Raw genomic sequence first — 23163 nt, 5'->3', positions numbered from 1 at the left:
TCTATTCCTCAAACTCCGTGAAATCCACGTTTTCCACGATCCATCGCTTGCGCGGATCGACCTTGTCCCCCATCAGCGTAGACACGCGGCGCTCCGCTTTGGCGGCGTCTTCGATCTGCACCTGCAGCATGGTCCGCGTTTCCGGATTCATCGTCGTTTCCCACAGCTGTTCGGGATTCATTTCTCCCAAACCTTTGTAGCGTTGCAGCTCGAAATTTTTGCCGAATTCTTTCAGGTAGTTCTGCAGCTGCTCGTCGGTCCACGCATATCTCACCGTCTCCAGCTTGCCGGAACGGCGGGTAATCTTGTACAACGGCGGTTGCGCGATATAGACCCGTCCCGCATCGATCAGCGGCTTCATATAACGGTAGAAGAACGTCAGGAGCAACACTTGAATGTGCGCACCGTCTGTATCGGCGTCGGTCATGATGATGATCTTGGAGAAGTTACTGTCCTCCAGGGTGAAATCCGGCCCGATGCCTGCGCCAATCGCCGAAATAATCGCCCGGTACTCGTCGTTTTTGAGAATATCCGCCAGCTTGGCCTTCTCCGGATTCATCGGCTTCCCTTTCAGCGGCAAAATTGCCTGAAGCTTCGAATCACGCCCCTGCTTGGCCGAACCGCCAGCGGAATCCCCTTCCACAATAAACAGCTCTGTGCGCGTATAATCCTTCGACTGCGCCGGCGTCAGCTTGCCGCCAAGGTTGGAGCTTTCGCTCCGCTTCTTGCCCGAACGCATTTCGTCGCGGGCTTTGCGGGCGGCCTCCCGTGCTTTGGAGGCTTGGACCGCCTTCTTGATCAGCGTCTGAGCAACCTGCGGGTTCTCCTCCAGGAACACCGCCATTTTCTCGCCGACGACCGATTCCACCGCACTGCGAGCCGATGCACTTCCGAGCTGGTCTTTCGTTTGACCGACAAACTCCACCTCGGACATCTTGACGCTGATGACAGCCATCATGCCTTCGCGCAAATCGTTGCCTTCGAGGTTTTTGTCCTTTTCCTTGAGCAAGCCGTTCTTCCGAGCATATTCGTTCATGACGCGGGTGTAAGCTGTCTTGAATCCGGTTTCATGCGTTCCCCCGCCCCGAGTTGGGATGGAGTTGACGAACGATACCAGCGTTTCGGTGTACCCTGCATTGTATTGCAGCGCCACTTCGACTTCGATATCCTCCCGCTCCGCATAGAAATGGATGACATCATGCAGCACGTCCTTCCCGTCATTAAGGAACTCCACGAACTGACTGGCTCCGCCCTCGTAAAAAAACTCGTCGGAACGGCCGACCCGCTCATCCTTCAAGGTCACCTTCAGGCCCGAATTCAGAAACGCGATCTCCTGCAACCGTTCCGCGAGCGTATCGTAGTTTAATCCGATCCCGCCGGTGAAGACGCGAATATCCGGTTTAAACGTTACCTTCGTGCCGGTCTTGTTCGTGTTGCCGATCACTTCAAGTCCTGTAACCGGCTCACCCACGTGTTCAATGCCTTGGTCATCAACCCAATATTCGAAGCGCATCCGGTGGATTTTTCCGTCCCGATAAATTTCCACTTCGAGCCACTCGGACAGCGCGTTCGTTACCGAAGCCCCAACGCCGTGCAGGCCGCCGGATTTCTTGTAACCCGATCCGCCAAACTTGCCGCCTGCATGCAGGATCGTATAAACGACTTGCGGCGTCGGTATCCCGGTTTTATGCATGCCGGTTGGAATCCCCCGGCCGTTATCGAGTACAGTGACCGATCCGTCCTTGTTCAGCGTAATGTCAATTTTCGTGCAGTACTTCGCCAGATGCTCGTCGACCGCGTTGTCAACGATCTCCCATACCAGATGATGTAGTCCCGACGAGCTCGTACTGCCAATATACATCCCTGGCCGTTTGCGTACCGCGACAAGCCCTTCGAGCACTTGAATGTCGTCCGCGTCGTATCCCGAAGACGGGCCATCGGCATTCGTGCCGGGTACGTCCTCGAACAAATCGATTTGTTCGGCCATTCATGCTCCCCCTTTAATTCTTTAGTCTACCTTTGTATGTAGTAGTCGAACAGATGTTTTGGTGCCTTTGTCCATTTTAATTCAAAATATCTTGTTTCGTAAAGACAAGGAATGAAACGACGAGGGCGCATAGGCCCCAAATCGCCAGCACAGCCAGCGAAAATCCCAGCGTCATTCCCTCGATCGGAGCCGGTGTCCCCGCCAAATAATTCGTTAAACCGAGATTCACCATAAATAAATATTTGGCGCTGGTCCAGGAAGAAGCCATGTTCGTCAAAATATTGCCAGCGATCAGCGTCGCCATCATAATGACGATGCTAGCCGATGTGCTGCGCACAAGCACCGACACCATAAACGCCAGGGCAGCTACCACCACGCTGACGAACCAGATCAGGCCGGCCTGCATGAATATATACAACCATTGCGGCACGGCGTGTACACCCGAAATGTCTACTTCGGCCCCCCGCAGCTGGAATCCTGTAAATACCGGCATCGTCCATCCACGGTAACCAAAAAATAACCCTGAGATGAAATAGCAGATCACACAGGTTGATACAATGATCAAGGACACAAACATCATCAGCGTGATCAGCTTGCTCAAGAGAACTTTCCATCGCCTTACCGGCCGGGTGAGCAGCATTTTGACCGTTCCGCTCGTCCGTTCCGAAGAGACGATATCCGATCCTACGCCCATAATTAACAACGGAATGAACAGTGTGGCTGCGTTATCCAAGAACTCCCGGGTAAAGGAGACGCCGCCCGGTTCTCGCGGATTCACATCATGCTCCAAATAATATTTCAACTGCTGAATATAAATTTTACGATATTTCTTCCATTCCTCCGGCACCCGGTCACTGCCCAGCGAATTCTGGTTGTCCGTGATCGCTTGCTGTACTTCCCTGCGCCAGTCCGTCCCGAACTTCTCCCGTTTATCCTCCGCTTGTCGCAGCTGGGCATAAGCAAACATCGGAACCAGCACGATCAACACGAGCAAGATGACGTAAAAGCGTTTCTTTTTGATCATCTTGATCGTTTCATTTTTTACTAAAGGAAGAATGTTATTCAATGCTTTCACCTTCCGTCATCTCCAGGAACAGCTGCTCGAGCGTTGGATTCACCCTCTGCACCGCCTCAACCCGGATCCCTTCCTGCACCAGACGCTGGACGAGGCTTGGGATCAATTCCGGCTGCATTTGAGTGACGATCGCCTGCCCCTGAATCCCTGCGATAATCGTATCGTCCAGGACGTTTCCAACTTCGGTGATCACATTGATCCCGCTTGTCGACCGCAGCAGCTGCTCGCCGGGTTCCCGAGGCTCCAACTCCCAGACGACATAACTTCGATTCGCCTGGATCAGCTCATCCACTTTGCCGACGGCGAGGACGCGCCCGCGCCCAATAATGGCCACCCGGTCGCACAACAACTGTATTTCGCTAAGCAGGTGGCTCGAGACAAATACAGCCATCCCTTCTTCCGCGAGTCGGCGGATGAAGCTGCGCATTTCTTTGATCCCCTTCGGATCCAGACCGTTTGTCGGTTCGTCCAGAATCAGAAGCTTTGGCCGGCCTAACAACGCTTGGGCAATGCCCAGTCGCTGACGCATACCAAGCGAATAGGTTTTCACTTTATCATCGATCCGGCCAGTCAACCCAACCATTTGCACAACTTCCTCAATCCGCTTTCCATCGATGCCCGGCATCATGCGGGCGAAATGCTCGAGATTCTCCCGTCCAGTTAAATAGTTGTAAACCTCGGGATTTTCCACGATGGAGCCGACGCAGCGCAGCGCCAGCTCCGGTTCCCGCTGTACATGATATCCGCAAATATGTACTTGGCCTTCGGTTGGCCGAATTAAATCGACGAGCATGCGGATCGTGGTTGTTTTGCCAGCTCCATTCGGGCCAAGGAACCCAAAAATCTCCCCGGCATACACCTCAAAGTTCACATCGTGGACGATCCACTTCCGTCCGATTTTCTTCTTAAGCCCCTGCACCCTGAGGACAGGTTGAGGCTGCTCAGCAATGATCGGCTGCCGTGCTCCCATGCCGTTCACTCCTTCATTGTAAACTCCAGCATTACACCGTCATTAGCGCGCGATGCTTTGGACCATCCGTTCGGCAATCGCCTGGTAGCCATCCCCGTTCGGATGAAAATGGTCGCTCGACAAATACCGGGACGCGTTATTCGTAAACAAGTCATAGGTCGGCACGACCAACGTCCCTTCATATTCCCCAAGCGTCTTCATCGCCATTGCGTTCCAGCGCGCGACCGCATCGTTTCCGATTTCGCGCATCCCCTCAAGATCGCTGAACGGGTTATATAACCCAACGTAGACGAGGAGCGCTTGCACGTTGATTTTCTTGATATGTGCTACGATTTTTTCAAAATCCGCCGAGCTCTTCTCAATCGCTGCTTCGATTTCCGCCTGAGATGGGACTTGCTGCCCTGAGGTTAATGCCTCCGTGCCGTCAAACAGATCATTGCCCCCAATCGACAACAGGATAATCCCCGACTGCTGCAGGGCATATTTCACGCCGGGATCGTCCAGCATCGGCAGCAGTTCCTTCGTGGTCAGACCGTTAATTCCCAAGTTGTTGATCAGTTTAGACGTGGCGCCCTCTTTATTAAAAAGTTCTACCGTCCGGCGGGCAAATCCGCTACCTGTATCGTCTCCAGTCCCTTTGGCCAAGGAATCCCCAATGGCCGTCACATCCCAAGCTCCTGCTTTCACAGCGGGTTTCGTTTGGGACGATGGAGCCGGCGAATGACCCGCAGCTGCCGACGGATCGGCAATATCCGACACCGCATATACGAATCCAGCGAGCAGAATTAATGTCGATACCAGTGACGCCAATCCCGCCCACCGCCAAATCCGGGACGTTCTGCTCATACAATCCCTCCTGTTTCCACGCAGTCCCTCATTCGCTCACGATGAGTCATTCTCCAACTTATGTAAATAACATAAAACTTCTTGCAAAGAGATGCAAATTTTCTCGAAAAAAAGACTAGCATTTTTAGAACGGCAGAGTTATAATTATTCTTGTCCTTAAGAAACCTTACATTAAGGGTTATTAGCTTAGCTGGTAGAGCAGCCGACTCTTAATCGGCAGGTCGCAGGTTCGACCCCTGCATAACCCATTTATAGCATCCTCCACTGCATGGGCAGCTTGGGGGATGTTATTTTTTTGTGTACTTTTGGCGAAAAAAAGCGCGGGAATCGAGGGGATCACCTCGTTCTCGCGCTTCATCAGGCTTCATCACGTTTTGAACCTAAGTTGCTTCAACGCTTACGGCCTTAATTGGCTCGAATGACTTTAACATCGGCCGGAATCACTTTAGCGCCTTCGTATAACATAAACCGCCCGTTCTGCCACTCGATCCGCAGCAGCTTGCCATCGTCTGATTGATACTGCCAGACATGCTGCTCCCCGCCTTGCAGGAACGGCGTCTTACCAACCACCGTCACATAACCTCCGTATTCTTCTTCCAAATAATACAGAGTCCCGTCAAGGTCCATCTGGCCTGGCACCTCGGTTGGATCGTTGAGCCGTCCGTCAATCGGCTCATAAAGGTGATACTGCAGCGACTCACGCTCCTCGACCAGCAGATAGCGGATCTGACTGCCGTCCTGCAGCGTCAGCATCACCGCGTTACGCCCGCGATTACCGACCCGGCCGGTCACTTCGTAGGAAACGAGCGATACCTCACAGATGTCCCCCGGGGCCAGCGAGAGCATGCTCTTCTCCATGACGGGCGGCGCCGGTTTGGCAAACAGATTGCCGAGTCTTTTCCATACGCTCATGTTTGGTCTAGCCTCACTTTAGAATCAAATCGCTTATTTTTTATCCTCATAGAGCTTCATCAGCTCGGCCAATTCTGCTTCCACGGCTGCATCCTTGTTCAGGCTTTCGAACTCCTCATCCAAGGATTTCGCCTTCGCGTTTAGCTCATTGCTTGCTTCGGCTTGAGCTTCCATTTGCAGCATCTTCTCTTCCATCCGCTTCAGGCCGCTTGCTGCCGAATCGGAGTTAAACCCGGACATCGTCTTGTTGATTTCATTTTGTGCTTTAGCTGCATTGTAACGGGCAACCAGCGTTTCGCGTTTGTTCTTCATTTCCGTCAGCTGCTTGCGCATTTCCTCAAGCTTCGAACGGAGATTGTCAGCTGCGGCCTTGTTTTGCTCGTAGCTTGCCTTGTATTCCGCCATCTTCGCCTCAGCGGCTTTCTTCTCTTCGAGCGCGCGGCGAGCCAGGTCAACGTTTTGCGCCTGAGCTGCCTGATGCGCTTGCTGGGTGCGCCGCTCAACCAACGCTTGCTGTTCTTCATACAAGCCTTTAAACTTCTTCTCGATCGCGATTTGGGCGGCAACGGCCTTCTCCGCATCTTCGAGATCTTCTTGCATATCGCGGATATATTGGTCGGTCAATTTGATCGGATCCTCCGCTTTGTCAATCAAAGCGTTGATATTAGACATGGTCAAATCGCGTAATCTTTTGAAAATGGACATTTGCTCTTTCCTCCCGATTGAAATATCAGATTATGCTTATGTTTACGCTGCAAAGTTCGGGAGGTTTCAATAAAATATCGTAGAGACCTTATTTACCCATTTCCCGGCTATTTCCCGCTCTAACGGAACCAGAAGACGTTATTCACCTCAAGATGGCCCTTCTCCAGCCCCAATCCCCCAAATAAGGTCTTCTCGTTCCGTTAGAGTTCCCGATCCCGCCTGAACCGCCAAATAGCGTCTCTCCGTTCCGTTAGAACTCCATTATCCCGTTGAATCCCCCACCAACACAGCCCAACACCCGACTACTCACAAACACACTTCCCTCTCCCCAGACTCCGCTAAAATACAACAAAGAGCCCAGCTCCCAAGCCGGGCTCTATCCTGCATCTGCCCACATTTCCTACGTCCTATTGCTTGATGAAAAAGAATAACGAACCTAAGGGAGTCTACGTCCGCATTTGGGAGCCGCTTGTCTTCCTTCCATTCGCATCAATGGACAAGTGGCGGACAAGAGCGGCCCGTGGTCGTTATTCTTTTTCACGGTCAGCAATAGGGCGAAGGAATCCCTCTACTTCCCAATAAACTCCTGTACCCAATACCCATTATAATATCCAACGCCAATTAGCTTGTATTTCGGGTTCAGGATATTCGCTTTATGGCCAGGACTGTCCATCCAATCCTTAACCACTTCCTCGGCGGAACGTTGCCCTTTGCCGATATTCTCTCCTGCGTAGATGTAGGTAATGTTGAACGCATCCATCATGTCGAAGGGAGAGCCGTATTTCGGCGACGTATGGCTGAAATAATCGGTTTTGAACATGTCGATGGCTTTGATTTTGGCCATTTTGCTCAGATTGGTATGTACAATCAGCGGCTTCAGACCCGCTTTCTTCCGCTCCTTGTTGACGAGCTCAACTACCTTGGACGCGTTCTCCGTCTGGATCTTCAAGTAGACCGCTGCAAGTAACTTCGACTGCGAGGAGTTGCTGGCGGCTGCTGCAGCATGCGCCGTTTCCGTTCCGAAACCGGTTCCTCCTTGCCCCGTCGTCATCACCAAAACCAAAGCTGCCACCAACAGCCCGGACAAACCGATTTTGCTCCACTTCTTCATCATGGCGTGCTCCTCCCAGCCGAATTTCCTATCGCCGATTCCAGTTTTCGTTTCTTCTCAAATTTTAACATATTTCGACGCCATCCGCTTGCTAAAAAAATGGAAAAAGGACGGCTCCAGAGCCGCCCTATCCACATCCTAAAAAGACCTTATTTCTTGCTTGCGTATTTCCGCATATCGAACGCTACCGCAGCCACGATAATGGCACCTTTAATGATTTGTTGCCAGTAAGGTCCTACACCTACGAACGTCAAGCCATAGTTGATGACCGTAAAGATCAGCACGCCTGCCATAATGCCTGGAACCGTACCAATCCCGCCGGTGGTGGACACGCCGCCAACGACGCAGGCTGCGATCGCATCTAGCTCGTACATGTTCCCATAGTTGTTCGTAGCACCACCGGTTCTGGCTGCTTCCAGCACACCAGCCAAGCCATAAAGCGCCCCGGCAATCGAGTAAATCATAATCAAGTTTTTGGAGACGTTAATCCCTGATACTTTTGCAGCTTGTTGGTTACCGCCGATGGCGTACATATTTTTGCCAAGCCGGGTTTTATTGAACATCACCCAAACAATCGCACAAACCACAATCGCGATAATGACGATATAAGGAATCGAGAAGCTCCAGTTACTGAACAAGGAACCAGAACCCAACGTAGTAAAGTCGTTGCGCAAACCGCCAATCGGCTGGGATTGGTTCGGCTCCGTATCGAAATACAGGGAGTTGATCCCATAGATGGCAACCATGGTACCGAGCGTCGCGATAAACGGTGGAACTTTAAACTTGGATACGATGACCCCGTTGATCAGACCAAAGATCAGGCCGACGACAATTGCGATCAAAATCGGCACAAACAAAGGAAGTTCCGGCAAGTTCGGGAAAAAGCGCCGAGCATAATCAGCCTCTTGCAGCATAGAGGCAGAGACGACCGCCGTCAAGCCAACCATCCGGCCCGCGGACAAGTCCGTACCGCCGGTAATAAGGATAAATGCAACCCCAAGGGCGATGATTACCCGAGTGGACGATTGAATCAAAATATCACGCAATGTATTGAGTCCGATAAAGCTTGGATCATAAGCGGCGATGCCAATAAGCAACACGGCCAAGACGATATAAATTGCATTCTCGGTTACAAAGCTCTGAAGTTTCTTTGTATTCATGATTTTCTCCTCCTTCAAATCCTTAGTGCTGGGCTGCCAGACGCATAATTTCTTCTTCCGTAGCCTTATCTCCATCCAATATTCCCGTCAGACGGCCTTCGGACATTACCATGACACGGTCGGACATCCCAAGCAGTTCAGGCATCTCGGATGAAATCATGATGATGCTTTTGCCTTGCTGTGCCAAATCCGCAATAATGGAATAAATTTCGTATTTTGCCCCGACGTCGATCCCACGCGTCGGTTCGTCCAGCAGTAAAATTTCCGGGTCGGTAAGCAGCCAGCGTGCCAGCAGCACCTTCTGCTGATTCCCGCCGGAAAGGTTCATGATCAGCGTTTTCGGCGACGGCGTTTTCGTCCGCAGCTTCTCTACCATTTGGTTGGCTTCCGCCTTCTTCTTCCGTTCATTCAGCAGGCCAAAAGGCGTTACATAACGATCGATGTTGGCAATAGCCGCATTCTCATGAACAGACAATACCGGGAAAATACCGGTCGTCCGGCGCTCCTCCGTCAACAGTGCCAAGCCGTACTTCTTCGCTTCGCTGGCGCTGCGGATCTTCACCTCTTTGCCGTGAATCGAAATCGTGCCGGATTGAATTTCACGAAGGCCAAACAACGCTTCGATTAACTCGGTGCGCTGCGCCCCAACCAGACCGCCCACGCCAAGGATCTCTCCTTTGCGCAGTTCAAACGAAACATCCTTAAACGATTTTGGATCAATAGACGTCAAATGCTCCACTTTCATAATGACGCCGTTAGGCTTGTTGTGGCGATCCGGGAACCGCTGCGTGAGATCGCGCCCGACCATCTTGGAGATAATGAGGTCTGTCGTCATCTCCGATGCCGGCCACGTCCCGATTTTCTTACCGTCACGCATGATCGTTACATCGTCGGAGATCCGCAAAATCTCCTCCATTTTGTGCGAGATGTAGATGATCGACACCCCGCGCTTCTTCAAGTCGTTGATGATCCGGAACAGGTGCTCCACCTCGACGCTCGTCAAGGAAGAGGTAGGTTCGTCCATCACGATGATTCGCGAGTTGAACGATACCGCCTTCGCGATCTCAATCGACTGGATTTTGGAAACGGACAGCTTGCCGACAATCGTATCTGGTTCCAAATCGATATCTAATTGTTTGAACAGCTCTTCCGTATCCTGATACATCTTCTTATGGTCGACGAATTGGAAGGGTCCCCATCCTTTCATCGGGAAACGTCCGAGCCAGATATTTTCCATCACATTGCGGAAAGGTACCGGATGAAGCTCTTGGTGAATCATCGAAACCCCAAGCTTCAGCGCATCGCTGGAATTGTTGATTTCCGCCTTTTGACCATTCAAATAAATTTCGCCGCTGTCCGGCTTATAAATCCCGAACAGACATTTCATCAACGTGGATTTACCGGCCCCATTCTCGCCCATTAACGCGTGAACGGTCCCCGGTCGAACCTGCAGTGTTACGCCATCCAGCGCTTTAACGCCGGGAAATTCCTTGGTAATGCCCATCATTTCGAGCATATATTCAGACATCGTTTTCGCCCCCCGATCATTTCTTCCGCATTAGAGGCACAGCATCGTTTCCTCCTGTGTTCCTATCCCCTGTGAAAAAACAGGAGGTCCGTACCTTTCGGCATCGAACCTCCCATGTTGTTCTAGCGAATATGAGAAGTCCTGCTGATTAACCTGCTTGCCGTACTCTTATTTGAAGTCAGCAGCGTTTTCCTTCGTTACTTTTTGGTAAGGAATCCACACATATTTATTGTCGGTGATATCAAAGCCTACGTTGTCTTTGCTGATCGTTTCGCCATTGGCCAGCAAGGAAGCCAGAGTCACCGCTGCTTTCCCTTGGTTCTCTGCATCGTTCAGAACCGTCCCCAGCAAGGTACCTTGTTCAAGCGCTTGCAGGGCTGGTGCCGTTGCGTCAACGCCAACAACCGGCATGTATTTATCGCCTGTGAAGTAACCCGCTGCTTTCAATGCTTCGATAGCACCGAGAGCCATGTCATCGTTGTTCGCAAGTACGGCTTCGATTTTGTCGCCATTCGCTGCCAGGAACGCAGCCATTTTCTCTTGGCCTTTTACGCGATCCCACATCGCGGTGTCTTCAGCAACTTTCTCTACCTTGATACCGGCATCTTCAATGGCTTGGACTGAATATTGCGTACGCAGCTCCGCGTCTTGGTGGCCCGGCTCGCCTTTCAGCATGACGTATTGCAATACGCCGTCGCCGTTCTTATCTGCTTCCGGATGAGCTTTCCAATAGTCCACGATAATTTGTCCGGACAGTGTACCGGACTCTTCCGCCTTTGCACCAACGTAATAAACTTTATCCCATTTCTTCATATCTTCCGGCAACGGTTCGCGGTTCAAGAATACTACCGGCGTGTCTTTCGCTTTCGCTTTGTCGATAATGACTCCTGCCGCCGTCCGGTCAACCGGGTTCACGATCAATGCATTCGTCTTCTTCGTTAAGAACAAGTCGATTTTATCGTTTTGCGTAGGTTGGGAGTTTTGGCTGTCAACGATGTCCACTTTCGCGATCCCGTCGGCATTTTTCTCGATCGAGTTACGAACACCTGTCATGAACGTATCGTCAAATTTGTAAATCGCCACGCCCACGTTAGGAGTAGAACCCCCGTTGGCTCCGCTGCTCTCTTTATCGCCGCCGTTGGAGCAGCCGACCATCGTCGCTCCCAGCATAGCTGCAGCCAGCATGACCGTTGTAAGCTTCTTCATATTTTTTGACCTCCTGAATGTGTATTTCTTATGTGATATCCTCTTGGATACGTTTTCATTATGCATGGTTTGGGGAGTATTGCGAATCCAAAATTCTAAGGTTTTTCTATCAAAATTCTGATGATGTCGAATTGAATATCTAAATCTTTATAGCGATCATCGCAAAAAACATCAAACAGCAAGCGCCCCGGACTCCCGGTGACCACTTGCTGTTTGCTCGTTCCATCTTTCATTCCAGAACACTTGACTATGATTACCGTCTAAACTTCGCTATCATTTCACAAACGGAAACAGTAGCTTCTGGTTTTCAGGCCACAGCATATTATTCAGATCAATCAACTTCGTATCCGTTGGAATGCGATCCTCCAGCTTCTCGCCGCGCGCCGCCTGAACAGCGGCAGCAACGGCCATGTATCCATTGTTAAACGGGTTCTGTACGACCATCGCCTGTACCTTCTCCTCCTGCAAGAGTTCAAGCATCTCCGGTGGATTGTCGAAGGCGATCATCTTCACCTTGCCTCCGTATCCAAGCTCGTTAACCGCCCGGCCGGCTCCAATCGAAGATTCGGCGCTTAACGAAACGATGCCGTCCAGATCCGGGAATCGCTTCAGCATATCCGCCGTCAACTTATAGGCGAGGTACTCGTCCGAGCCGCAGTATTGAATATCGACGACATGGACATCGGGAAAGCGGGCGACGTAATCCAGGAATCCTTCCTCACGCTGGTTTGCGTTACGGGCGCCTTTCGCAAAATTAATAATCCCGATTTCACTCACGGGCCCGGTGAGTTCAACCAACCGTTCGGCTGCTTTCTGGCCAGCCTCATAGTTGTTGGCCCCTACGAAAGTTTTGACCTTGGTGGAAGCGACCTCCGAATCCATCGAAATCACCGGAATGTCGTAATAGGAGGTTCGGTCGGTCACTTGACCCAACGCTTCATAGTCGGAGGCCGCCAGGATAATGGCGTCCGGACGCCGCTCAATCGCCTCTTCCATCAGTCGAATTTGGCCTTCGACATCGTTTTCGTTCTCCGGGGCGACAAAATTCAACCGGACATTAAACTCCTTGGCCGCAACCTCCGCTCCCAGCTTGGTCGTCTTCCAATAATCACCGCGATCCATCTTGACGATCATATCCACGTCATAAAATTGCTGATGATCCACCCCGCTCCCGGGACCACCGCAGGAGGTCAACATCGTAACCAGTGCCCCTGCCATTAACAGGACCCCTGCTCGATAGATGCACTTCGGCTTACGCTTCATGGCTGCATCCCGCCTTGTTCCAGACTATCCGGCGGTACAGCCGGGATCGTAATCGTGACCGTCGTCCCTTCCTCCGGTTCACTTTCGAAATGAAGCCCATAGCCAGGGCCGTAATAGAGCGTGATGCGTTCCTGCACGTTCCGCACCCCCACCCCTGAACCCCTTTCACTGCGGATGTTTCCACTGAGGAGCTTTTCCACCGTATCCGAGGTCATTCCAATACCGTTGTCTCGGATCCGGAAGATCAGGTTATCCCCTTCCAAACGAGCCTCGATATCAATAATTCCTTCCTCGGCCGATTTTTCGATCCCATGATGAATGGCATTTTCGACAAGCGGCTGCAAGATCAGCTTTAGGGTTGAGCATTTCAACGCAGCTTCATCCGCCCGAATCTCATAACGGAACTTGTTCTTGAACCGGATCGTTTGAATGATTAAGTAATGCCGGACGTGTTCCAACTCGTCCTGCACGCTGATGATATGTTTCCCCTTACTCAAGCTGATCCGGAAAAACCGCGACAAGGACGTAATCGTCGTGACAACCTCCTCGTTCCGTCCCAGCTCGGCCAGCCGGGTGACCGAATTTAACGTATTATAGAGAAAATGCGGATTGATTTGCGATTGCAATACATCCAGCTCACTCTTGCGTTTGGCTTCCTGCTCCTGAATAATCTGATCCATCAGCTCACGGATCCGGCGCAGCATCAAGTTAAACCGTTTAGACAACTGCTCGACCTCATAAGCCCCGCTAACATAGACATTCGTCCCGAAATCTCCGCGTTCCACCATTTGAACCGAACGTTCAAGCTTGCGAATCGGCTGCGAAATCCGGGCCGAAACATAAATGCTAACGAACAGAATGATGGCGATAGCCAGAGGCAAAAACCAGGACAGAAAGTCGCCAACCTCCCGTTTCGTCGTCAAAAATTCATCCGCATAAGCCACCCCAACGATTTTCCAGCCAGCCGGCTTTACCGTCTGAATCGTGATAATCCGCGGCTCCCCTTCCAACTCATCGTAATAACGGCCATACGAATAATTCAGCACCGGCTCCAGATTTTCATATTTCAACCCGGCATAAATGAGCTGTTGCTGCGGATGGTATACGATATTTCCCACGGCGTCTATGATGTACACGTACCCTTTTTTGCCTAAGCTGATCCGCCCGCTAAGTTCGTCGATGGTACGGAAGTTGATATCAATCACCAATACGCCTTGCTTCATCTGGCCTTGATCCCGGTAGTCCACGGTTTTGCTCATGGATACGACCCAGCGGTACTGCCATTTGAACAGGTTCTGAATATGCGGCGGAGTAAATTGCAGCTTCCCGGGATTCTGAACCGCAGATTCGAACCATAATTGCTCCTGCAGCCGTGTGTTTTGCCGCATCGGAAGCGTCGGCACGTTGCGCACCAGCTTCCCATCCTCGGTAAACAGCGCCATGGAGACCAGATCTTCGCGAGTACTGAGTACGGTCTGCAACTGTTCTCCAAGCTGATCGTTGGTGGGCAAGTTGGGGGAAACGGAGATTTTTTGCTCCACGAGGTCAAAAATATCCTGCATCCCGCTGACATACAGCTCCAGGTTGGAATGAACCTGTTCAATAATTTGCTCCAGGCTTAAGTAAACGTTCTCTTCCGCAACCTTAGAGAAGCGGTTGTATAGCAACGTCGTGACTAATACAACCGCCAATACGGTAACGGTAATCGAAGATAGAGAAATAAGCACCTGAATATTACGAACATGAAACCCTTGAAACAGACGCGTGAACGAACGCCACAACTTCATGAGCTTCTCGCTCCGATACGATATTCTTTCGGGGAGATGCCGAATTTTTTGCGGAAGCAGAAGCTGAAATAGTTCGGATCGGCAAACCCCACGCGCTCGGCGATCTCAAAAGCCTTCAGATCCGTCGTTGCCAGCAGGTCCTGCGCGGCATCCATCCGTACGCCCATCAGGTAATTGACAAAGGTCGTCTTCGTTTCTTTCTTGAAAATGTTACTGAAATACCCGGTACTGATATGGAGATGCTGACATACCTTAGCGATGGAAATATCATGGTCACCGTAATGCGCCAAAATATATTCCTTCGCCTCGTCCACCAGCTTGTTGTAGCTGGACTGCCTGTCCGTGGCGATGGATTGCTTCAGCTTCATGCATATATCCAGGAACCAGGCTTTTGCTTCATCGGCATGCGAAAATTTGACGAACTGTCCGAGAAATCCAGCCCCATCTCCAAACAATTTGTCGAGGTCAACACGGATGTCCTTGGCGACCTTGATCACTGCGGTCAACAACTCCAGCAAATACAATTGGAAGTCTTGATACGATGCTTTGCTGTCCGTTAATGCCTTGAACAGTTCCTCCAGAAGATTAACCAACTCCTGGTCACTGCCAACCTTCAAGCAACGGACCAGCTCTTTCTCCTTCATCTCATCCAACGACAACGGGTCCGTTTGCCGCGATTCCACGTCCTCAATCTAAATCACTTTGTTTCCCCCGAGAATGACGCGGTAATCGAGTGCCTTCACCGCCTCTTCATAGGAGCCGGCAAGCTCGCTTAATTGCCCCACCTCAGAACCGGCGCCAATCGTCACCGTCAGCTTGAGGAAGCGCTCCACGCTAAAACGGATTTCTTCCAATAATTGCAGCGTTTGATCCGCAAGCGGTTTGTCCGCACCGGGTTCCCCTACGCTGAGCACCACCACCTCGTCATGATGGATGAATGCCCTGCCTTTCGGATGGAGCCGGACGATTTCCTCCGCAATGTTAAAGACAGCAAAAAGCTGCAGCTGGGTGTCATTCGTATCTTTCAGAGACAACGCTGTACCGTTACCGGGTTCGTGGCTTCCGTCTGATCCCCGCCAAGCTGGCGCGGAATCGATGCGGATCGCAGAAACCATGTATCGATCCCCGCTGAGGTCTAGATCATAATGCTCACATTTCTCACGAATTTCCGCTTCTTGCAGCCGCCGGGATACGAGTGAAGACAAAAATAGACTTTGCAGGATCGGCAGATTTTTACGGTAGTGCTCGGTCAGCAGCTGCACATTTTCCTTCGCAGCCACTTCCTCGTCGAGCTGCAGCTTCACCTTACGTAAAATTTCGGCCAATTCTCCTGCCGAAAACGGTTTCAAAACATATTCATCGATTCCCAGTCGGATGGCCTTCTGTGCATATTCAAATTCCTCGTATCCGGTTAATATGATGATCTTCGTTGCCGGATACCGTTCACGGATCCACTCGGAGAGCTGCAATCCGTTCATAAACGGCATTTGAATATCCGTCACCACAACGTCCGGCGCATGCTTCTCCACGAGCTCAACCGCTTCCTTGCCGTTCTCCGCCGTCTCTTGGACGACGTAACCGAGACCTTCCCAATCGATTAGGCTTAATAGGCCTTCCCGCACATCTTCTTCATCATCGGCTAAGATCAATTTATACATCGATGGACCATCCTCTTCCATGCCCTGATTTCCCCCCGATTTTAACGTATCGGTCCGCAAAAGTAAATTACGGATCACACGGAGCGGCTAGAAGGAACCAAGACCTTAGTCTAGTTTGTTTTCCGCCTTCGGTCCGTTTTGGGATTCCCATAATCCAAGTACCATGTTAATATTCAATGGAACTATCATCAACAGTAAATGGTGGTCGAAATGATGAACAATGAGAAGAAAATTTATGTCCTGCTAAGCAATCCGACAACACTTGTGGCCAAAATGATCGGCCTATATACAAGAGCGCCTTACAATCATGCCTCGATCGCATTTGATCCCGAACTGCGTGAGGTTTACAGTTTCGGGCGCAAACACCCTTTCATCCCTATCTTTGGCGGCTTCGTCAGAGAGGACATTCATTCCGGAGTATTCGAGAAAGCAACCTGCGCTGTATACAGCTGCAAGGTTAGCGCGGAAAATTACATGCGCATGCGAAATTTTGTGAAAACCTTCGAGGATAACGACGAGCTTTACACCTATAATTTCTTGGGACTCTTAGGGATCATCTTAAATATGGAGCTTGGCGGAAAAAATTCTTTCTTCTGTTCTCAGTTCGTCAGCCGGGTATTCCAAGAAGCCGGCGTCAACCTTCTGGAGAAATCCGCGGGATTAACAACGCCGTCCGATCTTTGCGGCTGTCCGCACCTCCAGCTCGAGTTCCGCGGGCGCCTCGATACGTACCGCGAGCGGTACTGCTATTCGCGCCGCACGGCAGCAGCATACGAGCAAAGCCGGTATTATGCGGCAAATTAATATTCGGCAAAACAAAAACCACGTAGTTTAGGCTACGTGGTTTAATCTGAATTCGGAAGGATTTTTTCGTTAGCCATAAGGTACTTACTCTCCGTGCTCCTTTGCAGGATTATCCCTTTTGATAAGGAGGGACTGTACTCTCTGTTTCTTCGCTCTCTTATTCTATCTAATCAGTTTTACATTCTCCTGATCCAATGGGATAATCGTGCAAAAAGTGTCCGGACAACGATAGGGATCGACCTGCAGCAGGGCTAAGCCAAATAAGCTTCCTTCACCTGCTCATTGGAGAGCAACAAATCGGCTTCGTCCTCCATCAAGATTTCTCCGGTTTGCATCACATAACCGCGGTGCGCGATTTGCAGCGCTTGAAAAGCGTTTTGCTCGACGAGCAGCACCGTCATCCCCTCGCGGTTCAACTGCTGGATCATCTCAAAAATTTGCTCGACGATAATCGGAGCAAGTCCCATCGATGGTTCGTCCAACAGCAATATTTTCGGTTGCATCATCATGGCCCGGCCGATGGCCAGCATTTGCTGCTCGCCGCCGCTCATCGTCCCGCCCGTTTGCGTCATCCGTTCTCTGAGACGCGGGAAGTGGTCGAACACCCGCTCCATCCGCTGCTTGATCACCTTCTTGTCTCGCACGGAAAAAGCGCCCATTTCTAGGTTCTCCTTCACCGTCAAACGCGGGAAGATCCGCCGTCCTTCCGGCACATGTGCAATTCCCGCCAACGCCGCTTGATGCGGAGGCAAGTTGGACATCTCCGTGCCGCTAAAGCGAATGGTGCCGGTTGTGTTGACCTGACCGCAAATCGCTTTGAGCGTCGTGGACTTCCCGGCTCCGTTGGAGCCGATCAACGAAACGATTTCCCCTTCTTCTACGGTTATGGATATACCTTTTAACGCTTCAATTGCCCCATAATAGGCGTGGACATCTTTCAACTCCAGCAAGCTCATGATATCACCTCGACTTGTACGGCATTGCCGTTGCCTTGAACCGCACTTTTGCCCAAATAGGCTTCAATCACTTTAGGGTGGGAGCGAATATGATCCGGCCCACCTTCCGCAATTTTCGTTCCGTAATCAAGCACCAGGATATGCTCGGACAACTCCATCACCAGCTTCATGTCATGCTCGATCAGAATAATCGTCATCCCCGTTTCCTCCTGGATGCGTCGGATCAAGCTGATCAGCTCTGTTGTCTCGCGCGGATTCATCCCGGCAGCCGGTTCGTCCAGGAGCAGCACCTTCGGCCTCGCCGCTAACGCCCGGGCAATTTCAAGCCGCCGCTGTGCACCGTATGGCAGACTCGCCGCCTGTTCGTTCAAAAGCTCTTGCAGCCCGACGAACTCCAGCAAGCGGTACGCCTCTTGATGCACCTGTTCCTCCTCGTGTCTGGCTCGAGGCAGTGAGAGCAGTGTCCCGAAAATGCCTGTCTTCAGATGGGTATGCATCCCCACCATCACGTTTTCCAGCACGGTCATACTGCCAAACAACCGGATATTTTGAAACGTCCGGGCGATACCTAAACTGACGATTTGATGGGGCTTAACGCCAACGATCGATGCACCGTCCAACTCGATCGTGCCCTCGTCCGGGGTATAAATGCCTGTGATCATGTTAAAAAATGTTGTTTTCCCCGCGCCGTTTGGGCCGATGACCGCGGAAATTTTGCCGCGCGGGAACGAGAAGTCGACGCCTCCAACCGCCGTCAGTCCGCCAAAGCGCTTCACCAGCTTGCTTACCTTCAGAATCGTCGTCATTGGCTCACACCTCCGCTTTGTTGATTGGCGGGCGGTAATGTGGCTAACGAATTGCCGGAACGATGAGCCTTAAGCTTCGCGGCATCTACTTTCTTGTTCTTGGCGGCGATCAAGCCGTTCTGCCTGAAGATGGCAACGAGCAACAGGATCACACCAAAGATCAGGCGTTGCATCTTGGAAGGCGAGATCGAGCTGGGAAGCTGGATTACTCCCTGCAGCGTCAACTGGTTTAGCCAGTTGGTGAGCTCCGTCAGCACCTGCAAATTCAGAATCGTAACCAGCGCCGCGCCGAGAATAACGCCGGGCACGCTGCCCATGCCGCCCAGCAGCACCATGACCAGAATCGTGATCGATTCAAGCAGCGTAAAGCTTGTCGGATCGATAAACGTTTGCTTTGCCGCAAACACCACGCCCATCATGCCTGAAAAAGAAGCGCCAATCGCAAAAGCGGTCAATTTGGTGCGAATGAGCGGAATGCCCATCGATTGTGCGGCGATCTCGTTCTCGCGAATCGCCTTCCAAGCCCGCCCCAGCCGGGAATGCTCCAGCCGTTTCACGCCAAAAATCACGATCGCCAAGATAAACAGCACGATAAAGTAAAACTGGTTCGGAAACGTAAAGGATAACCCAAACAAGCTTGGCGGCTGAATCGAGGACAACCCCATCGCTCCGTTCGTAATATTCACCGGTTTATCCAGGTTGTTAAAGATAATCCGGATAATTTCCCCGAACCCCAGCGTAACGATCGCCAGGTAGTCGCCCTTGACCCGAAGTACCGGCAAACCAAGCAGCAGTCCAAACAAGGCTGCCATAAAGCCGCCAAGCACGATAAAAATCCAAAACGCGCCTCCAGGCAGCGGAAACAACTGGCCGGAGATGAATTCGTTGGCCTGCGGCGTGGCAAAAATGGCGTACGTATAAGCACCTACCGCGAAGAATGCAACAAATCCAAGGTCAAGCAGGCCGGCGAATCCGACGACGATGTTTAGCCCTAACGCCATCGCAATGTAAATGCCGCACTGCGTCGCCACCTCCATATACGATTGATGAGCCGGGCCGCCGGAAGTAGCGAACGGAATAACTACCTGCAGCAGCATCGCACCAACCGCCCATTTAATCGAGGTTCGGAAGGTCGTTAAGTATAGCAGCAGCAAGGAGCCGAGCAAGAGCAGGAAGGCGATGACCGATTTATTCGAAAAATATACGCTTGCCGCTGTAACAAAGACAAACAATGTCAATAACAAGGCTTGGGCAAGCTGGCTTTGGCCCAGCCAGAGCTTCAGTTTGTTCATAGCCGATCACCTACACTTTCTCTTTCACGGCTTTGCCGAATAACCCTTCCGGCTTGAAAATGAGTACCGCAATCAGGATCAGAAACGCGACAACGTCTTTATACTCCCCGCCCAGCGCACCGCCTGTGATGACAGACAGGTTCGCGGACGAGAACATTTCCAACACACCAATGAACAATCCGCCAAACATCGCGCCGCGGATATTGCCGATACCGCCAAGCACCGCTGCCGTAAAGGCCTTCATCCCCAAGATAAAGCCGATATAGGGATCGATGGTACCATACTGCTGGGCGAACAGAACGCCCGTCCCGCCGCCTAGCGCCGATCCAATAAAGAAGGTCAGCGCAATGACCTTGTTGACATTAATGGACATCAACGACGCCGTCTCCCGGTCCTGGGCAACCGCCCGCATCGCGGTTCCCCACTTGGTGCGGTTGACGAAAAAGTCAAGCCCCGCCATCAATACGACGGCCACCGCCACCACAATGATGGTATTGGTCTTCAGAAAGGCATCGTCAAACCCGCTCCATAAAGAGGATGCGCCCAGCTTCAGGTTTTCTCCGTAAAGCGAAATGCCGGTAACGATAAAATTCCCGGTACGGAGATCCGCGATAAAGCGGACGATATCCTGTAATAGAAAGGACACCCCGATCGCTGAGATCAATGAGATCAGCTTGGGAGCCCGGCGGAGCGGGCGATAAGCCACCCGTTCGATCCCGATCCCCAGCAACCCGGTTGACAACATCGCCATCGCTAGGATCAAAAAATAAGTAACGGCAGCGGGCAACCCGCCGAGCCAACCGGCCGAGTTCATCGTCAACAAGGCTGCGGTGCCGACAAATGCACCGGTCATAAAGATTTCTCCATGCGCGAAATTAATAAATTCGAGAATGCCGTATACCATCGTATAGCCGATGGCCACTACCGCGTAGACCGCACCTAACGTTAATCCGTCCACCAAAACCTGGGGGAGTGTTTGCAGGATCATATCCATTTGTCCTTACCCCTTCTGCGTTATTGCCGTTCGTCCAATTACTTCGGCTGTTCGATTTCGGATACCATCGTGCCAGGATAAGTTGGTGAATCGAATTTATAAATGAAGACCTTGGCGTATTCGTTATCGCCTTTGTCGTCAAAGCTGACCTTCGTAGCAATCCCGTCGAAATCAGTGGTCGCCCGGACCGCATCGCGGACTTGCTCACGGGTCGGCAGCTTGCCGCTATTGTCCTCAATCGCTTTTTTCACCGCGTTCAAAATAATGTTCATCGAATCATAGGCATAAGCGGAGTAGTTCTCCACGGATTTGCCAAACTTCGCTTCGTATTTCTCCGCCCAGTCCTTGTTGGATTTCGTAACGTCCGTAGATACCGAGCTGTAAGCGACTTCCGTCAACTTATCGCCAGCGATGTCCACCATCCCCGAGGAATCCAGCGCATCCCCACCCATGATCGGCACCGTGATGCCCTTCTCACGAGCCTGTTTAACAATCAATCCAGCCTCGGCATACATCCCGCCGAAGAAGATAAAGTCCGGTTTTTTGCTCAGCACTTGGTTCAGAACACCGTTAAAGTCTTTTTCACCTACCGTGATCCCTTCGTACCCGGCGATCTTCGCTCCCAGCTCTTCAGCGGAGCTGCGAAAAGCATCGGCCAACCCTTGGCCGTAAGCAGTTTTATCTTGGATAATGAAAATATTTTTCGCCCCGACCGTCTTCACGGCATATTCGGCACCCGCCGGTCCCTGGAAGTCGTCGCGAGCGACAATCCGGTTCGCAATCTTCAGCTTCCGGTCTGTAAAGTCCGTTGCCGTACTAGCCGGCGAAACCATCGGAATATTGTATTTCTCATAAACAACCGAGCTCGGAATCGATACTCCGGAGTTTAAATGTCCAAGCACCGCCAATACCGCTTGATCCGCGCCGATTAATTCAGCGTTGGCGACACCTTTCTTCGAATCGCCTTGGTCATCGTAAGGAACGAATTGCAGATCAAATCCCAGGTCCTTAAATTCAGCCTGACGCTCCTCCAGCGCCATCTGTCCGCCCAGCTTAATCGATTCCCCTTGAATGGCCGAGCCACCGGAAAGCGGAGATTGCGAGGCGATCTTGATGACCGTACCTCCCCCTCCAGAAGCGCTGGTATTTCCAGCCGCCGGTTTTGCCGCGTTGCCGGTCGAATTACACGCCGAGAGCAACCCGATGATGAAACATGCACTAACCAGCCAGGCAATTCTTTTTTTCCCCTTCATACACATCCTCCTCAGATCAATCTTGTTCTAGGGCTTCGCCCCGGTTATGTTATGTATCAGTCATATTATCTAACATAAATCACTTACTAGCTCGCTATTTATGTTAGTAATCGTGACATCTGAAATCACCTTACTCCCTCGACTACGTAAAACTACAATTTCCAACTTGATTATCAGTCAAGAAAGTAAAATAATTTTACACAGATGTCTTCTCCGTAGAACACAAAAAAGCCCCGCCCTTCTTCAAGGGCGGAGCGAGATCGCTTACAACGCAGTTTGATTTGTTTTCTAAGCTTAGTTCAACGGCTTATTCATTCGGTAGCCGGTGCATCTGAAGCCGCAATGTTCATAGAACGCTTTGGCGGCAAGATGGTTCTCGCGGGCTGTAGATAATACCAGATCTGTGCTGCCCCGTTCACGGGCCCACATCTCCGCCGCTTCGATCAACCGTCTTCCGATCCCTGTGCCGCGGTGTTTCTCATCAACAACCAATGCTGTAATCCGGGTTACCGGTCTACTCATGTCGTGTGTCTGAAGCTGCTTGAGAAAAGCTGTCCCAACGACCACGCCGTCAAGTTCCGCAACCAGGTTGCCTAGCAACAGCTGGCCTTCCAACATCTCTAAACGTTCCTTCAATACACTGGCCGTCATTGGATAACGCAGTTGACGCATTAAAGGAAGCATGTGTGGAACATCGTCGCAACAAGCCTTGCGAATGACCAAAGCCGGAGCTAACGCCTCACTACTCAATTGGACCAAACCACCTTTAATAAATTTGCCGTTTTAGTATCCTACTCTATTTTCCGGCTTTACGGGCAAGATTGCAATAGTTCTAATTAAAAATCTAAAT

The 23163-nt window shown here is 51.4% G+C and carries 21 protein-coding genes and 1 tRNA gene; 2 read left to right on the top strand and 20 right to left on the bottom strand.

Annotated elements, in window-relative coordinates; translation table 11 throughout:
• Position 1: 1 nt before the first annotated feature.
• The 4 genes from parE to M891_RS0102415 form a co-directional block, all read right to left on the bottom strand.
• Entirely contained in the window at positions 2–1987 is a 1986-nt protein-coding gene (gene parE / locus M891_RS0102430) for a DNA topoisomerase IV subunit B (RefSeq protein WP_028537691.1), read from the bottom strand.
• Between the two features lie 76 nt (positions 1988–2063).
• Positions 2064–3053, bottom strand: a complete 990-nt coding sequence (locus M891_RS0102425) for an ABC transporter permease (RefSeq protein ID WP_028537690.1) — start codon at positions 3051–3053, stop codon at positions 2064–2066.
• On the bottom strand, positions 3046–4032 hold the full coding sequence (locus tag M891_RS0102420) for an ABC transporter ATP-binding protein (RefSeq protein ID WP_198032011.1): 987 nt from the start codon (positions 4030–4032) through the stop codon (positions 3046–3048). The genes M891_RS0102425 and M891_RS0102420 overlap by 8 nt, the downstream gene beginning before the upstream one ends.
• A 42-nt stretch (positions 4033–4074) precedes the next feature.
• Positions 4075–4878 carry a GDSL-type esterase/lipase family protein gene (locus M891_RS0102415; RefSeq protein WP_028537688.1) on the bottom strand — a complete coding sequence of 268 codons (804 nt, stop codon included), beginning with the start codon at positions 4876–4878 and terminating at the stop codon, positions 4075–4077.
• 175 nt (positions 4879–5053) lie between these two features.
• Here M891_RS0102415 and M891_RS0102410 point away from each other — a divergent pair.
• Positions 5054–5126 (top strand) — tRNA-Lys (locus M891_RS0102410).
• 157 nt (positions 5127–5283) lie between these two features.
• Here M891_RS0102410 and M891_RS0102405 read toward each other — a convergent pair.
• The 10 genes from M891_RS0102405 to M891_RS26050 form a co-directional block, all read right to left on the bottom strand.
• Positions 5284–5790, bottom strand: coding sequence for a DUF4178 domain-containing protein (locus M891_RS0102405; RefSeq protein ID WP_028537687.1), 507 nt, complete (start codon positions 5788–5790; stop codon positions 5284–5286).
• Positions 5791–5823: 33 nt separating this feature from the next.
• Entirely contained in the window at positions 5824–6495 is a 672-nt protein-coding gene (locus M891_RS0102400; RefSeq protein WP_016311904.1) for a PspA/IM30 family protein, read from the bottom strand.
• A 568-nt stretch (positions 6496–7063) separates the two neighbouring features.
• Complete coding sequence (locus tag M891_RS0102395) at positions 7064–7609, bottom strand: CAP domain-containing protein (protein ID WP_309599144.1); 546 nt, start codon at positions 7607–7609, stop codon at positions 7064–7066.
• A 146-nt stretch (positions 7610–7755) separates the two neighbouring features.
• Positions 7756–8766: a galactose/methyl galactoside ABC transporter permease MglC gene (mglC, locus tag M891_RS0102390; protein WP_028537685.1), complete on the bottom strand. Its 1011-nt coding sequence runs from the start codon at positions 8764–8766 to the stop codon at positions 7756–7758.
• Between the two features lie 22 nt (positions 8767–8788).
• Positions 8789–10294, bottom strand: coding sequence for a sugar ABC transporter ATP-binding protein (locus tag M891_RS0102385; protein ID WP_028537684.1), 1506 nt, complete (start codon positions 10292–10294; stop codon positions 8789–8791).
• Between the two features lie 168 nt (positions 10295–10462).
• On the bottom strand, positions 10463–11500 hold the full coding sequence (locus tag M891_RS0102380; RefSeq protein ID WP_028537683.1) for a galactose ABC transporter substrate-binding protein: 1038 nt from the start codon (positions 11498–11500) through the stop codon (positions 10463–10465).
• Positions 11501–11773: 273 nt separating this feature from the next.
• Positions 11774–12763 (bottom strand): substrate-binding domain-containing protein, encoded by a 990-nt coding sequence (locus M891_RS0102370; protein WP_028537682.1) that lies wholly within the window; start codon positions 12761–12763, stop codon positions 11774–11776.
• Positions 12760–14550, bottom strand: coding sequence for a sensor histidine kinase (locus tag M891_RS0102365; RefSeq protein WP_051416809.1), 1791 nt, complete (start codon positions 14548–14550; stop codon positions 12760–12762). Before M891_RS0102365 ends, M891_RS0102370 begins: the two co-directional genes overlap by 4 nt.
• Positions 14547–15233: a helix-turn-helix transcriptional regulator gene (locus tag M891_RS26055; protein ID WP_332258758.1), complete on the bottom strand. Its 687-nt coding sequence runs from the start codon at positions 15231–15233 to the stop codon at positions 14547–14549. Before M891_RS26055 ends, M891_RS0102365 begins: the two co-directional genes overlap by 4 nt.
• Before the next feature lie 9 nt (positions 15234–15242).
• The gene (locus M891_RS26050; RefSeq protein WP_332258757.1) at positions 15243–16208 is read right to left on the bottom strand and encodes a response regulator; all 966 of its coding nucleotides are present in this window, start codon (positions 16206–16208) and stop codon (positions 15243–15245) included.
• A 213-nt stretch (positions 16209–16421) separates the two neighbouring features.
• On the opposite strand from M891_RS26050, the gene M891_RS0102355 reads away from it, so the two are divergent.
• Positions 16422–17012, top strand: a complete 591-nt coding sequence (locus tag M891_RS0102355; RefSeq protein WP_036645887.1) for a hypothetical protein — start codon at positions 16422–16424, stop codon at positions 17010–17012.
• Positions 17013–17263: 251 nt separating this feature from the next.
• Here M891_RS0102355 and M891_RS0102350 read toward each other — a convergent pair whose 3' ends face one another.
• The 6 genes from M891_RS0102350 to M891_RS0102325 form a co-directional block, all read right to left on the bottom strand.
• Positions 17264–17968 (bottom strand): ABC transporter ATP-binding protein, encoded by a 705-nt coding sequence (locus M891_RS0102350; RefSeq protein ID WP_028537680.1) that lies wholly within the window; start codon positions 17966–17968, stop codon positions 17264–17266.
• Positions 17965–18774, bottom strand: coding sequence for an ABC transporter ATP-binding protein (locus M891_RS0102345; protein WP_028537679.1), 810 nt, complete (start codon positions 18772–18774; stop codon positions 17965–17967). The genes M891_RS0102350 and M891_RS0102345 overlap by 4 nt, the downstream gene beginning before the upstream one ends.
• On the bottom strand, positions 18771–20066 hold the full coding sequence (locus M891_RS0102340; protein WP_028537678.1) for a branched-chain amino acid ABC transporter permease: 1296 nt from the start codon (positions 20064–20066) through the stop codon (positions 18771–18773). The genes M891_RS0102345 and M891_RS0102340 overlap by 4 nt, the downstream gene beginning before the upstream one ends.
• Positions 20067–20076: 10 nt before the next feature.
• The gene (locus M891_RS0102335) at positions 20077–21060 is read right to left on the bottom strand and encodes a branched-chain amino acid ABC transporter permease (protein ID WP_028537677.1); all 984 of its coding nucleotides are present in this window, start codon (positions 21058–21060) and stop codon (positions 20077–20079) included.
• A 38-nt stretch (positions 21061–21098) separates the two neighbouring features.
• Positions 21099–22313, bottom strand: a complete 1215-nt coding sequence (locus tag M891_RS0102330; protein WP_036699235.1) for a branched-chain amino acid ABC transporter substrate-binding protein — start codon at positions 22311–22313, stop codon at positions 21099–21101.
• Between the two features lie 294 nt (positions 22314–22607).
• Entirely contained in the window at positions 22608–23063 is a 456-nt protein-coding gene (locus M891_RS0102325; RefSeq protein WP_016311890.1) for a GNAT family N-acetyltransferase, read from the bottom strand.
• Positions 23064–23163 lie beyond the last annotated feature (100 nt).

Origin of the sequence: Paenibacillus sp. J14 (genome assembly GCF_000518465.1) — a bacterium.
Lineage (GTDB): Bacteria > Bacillota > Bacilli > Paenibacillales > Paenibacillaceae > Fontibacillus > Fontibacillus barengoltzii.
The sequence above is the reverse complement of the archived record's forward strand: the minus strand, read 5'-3'. Positions and strand labels throughout refer to the sequence as shown.

Excerpts from the sequence above, each read along its gene's own strand:
- parE (WP_028537691.1), bottom strand. The coding sequence starts at position 1,987 with ATGGCCGAACAAATCGATTTGTTCGAGGACGTACCCGGCACGAATGCC.
- M891_RS0102420 (WP_198032011.1), bottom strand. The coding sequence starts at position 4,032 with ATGGGAGCACGGCAGCCGATCATTGCTGAGCAGCCTCAACCTGTCCTC.
- M891_RS0102415 (WP_028537688.1), bottom strand. The coding sequence starts at position 4,878 with ATGAGCAGAACGTCCCGGATTTGGCGGTGGGCGGGATTGGCGTCACTG.
- M891_RS0102405 (WP_028537687.1), bottom strand. The coding sequence starts at position 5,790 with ATGAGCGTATGGAAAAGACTCGGCAATCTGTTTGCCAAACCGGCGCCG.
- M891_RS0102400 (WP_016311904.1), bottom strand. The coding sequence starts at position 6,495 with ATGTCCATTTTCAAAAGATTACGCGATTTGACCATGTCTAATATCAAC.
- M891_RS0102395 (WP_309599144.1), bottom strand. The coding sequence starts at position 7,609 with ATGATGAAGAAGTGGAGCAAAATCGGTTTGTCCGGGCTGTTGGTGGCA.
- mglC (WP_028537685.1), bottom strand. The coding sequence starts at position 8,766 with ATGAATACAAAGAAACTTCAGAGCTTTGTAACCGAGAATGCAATTTAT.
- M891_RS0102385 (WP_028537684.1), bottom strand. The coding sequence starts at position 10,294 with ATGTCTGAATATATGCTCGAAATGATGGGCATTACCAAGGAATTTCCC.
- M891_RS0102380 (WP_028537683.1), bottom strand. The coding sequence starts at position 11,500 with ATGAAGAAGCTTACAACGGTCATGCTGGCTGCAGCTATGCTGGGAGCG.
- M891_RS0102370 (WP_028537682.1), bottom strand. The coding sequence starts at position 12,763 with ATGAAGCGTAAGCCGAAGTGCATCTATCGAGCAGGGGTCCTGTTAATG.
- M891_RS0102365 (WP_051416809.1), bottom strand. The coding sequence starts at position 14,550 with ATGAAGTTGTGGCGTTCGTTCACGCGTCTGTTTCAAGGGTTTCATGTT.
- M891_RS26050 (WP_332258757.1), bottom strand. The coding sequence starts at position 16,208 with ATGTATAAATTGATCTTAGCCGATGATGAAGAAGATGTGCGGGAAGGC.
- M891_RS0102355 (WP_036645887.1), top strand. The coding sequence starts at position 16,422 with ATGAACAATGAGAAGAAAATTTATGTCCTGCTAAGCAATCCGACAACA.
- M891_RS0102350 (WP_028537680.1), bottom strand. The coding sequence starts at position 17,968 with ATGAGCTTGCTGGAGTTGAAAGATGTCCACGCCTATTATGGGGCAATT.
- M891_RS0102345 (WP_028537679.1), bottom strand. The coding sequence starts at position 18,774 with ATGACGACGATTCTGAAGGTAAGCAAGCTGGTGAAGCGCTTTGGCGGA.
- M891_RS0102340 (WP_028537678.1), bottom strand. The coding sequence starts at position 20,066 with ATGAACAAACTGAAGCTCTGGCTGGGCCAAAGCCAGCTTGCCCAAGCC.
- M891_RS0102335 (WP_028537677.1), bottom strand. The coding sequence starts at position 21,060 with ATGGATATGATCCTGCAAACACTCCCCCAGGTTTTGGTGGACGGATTA.
- M891_RS0102330 (WP_036699235.1), bottom strand. The coding sequence starts at position 22,313 with ATGAAGGGGAAAAAAAGAATTGCCTGGCTGGTTAGTGCATGTTTCATC.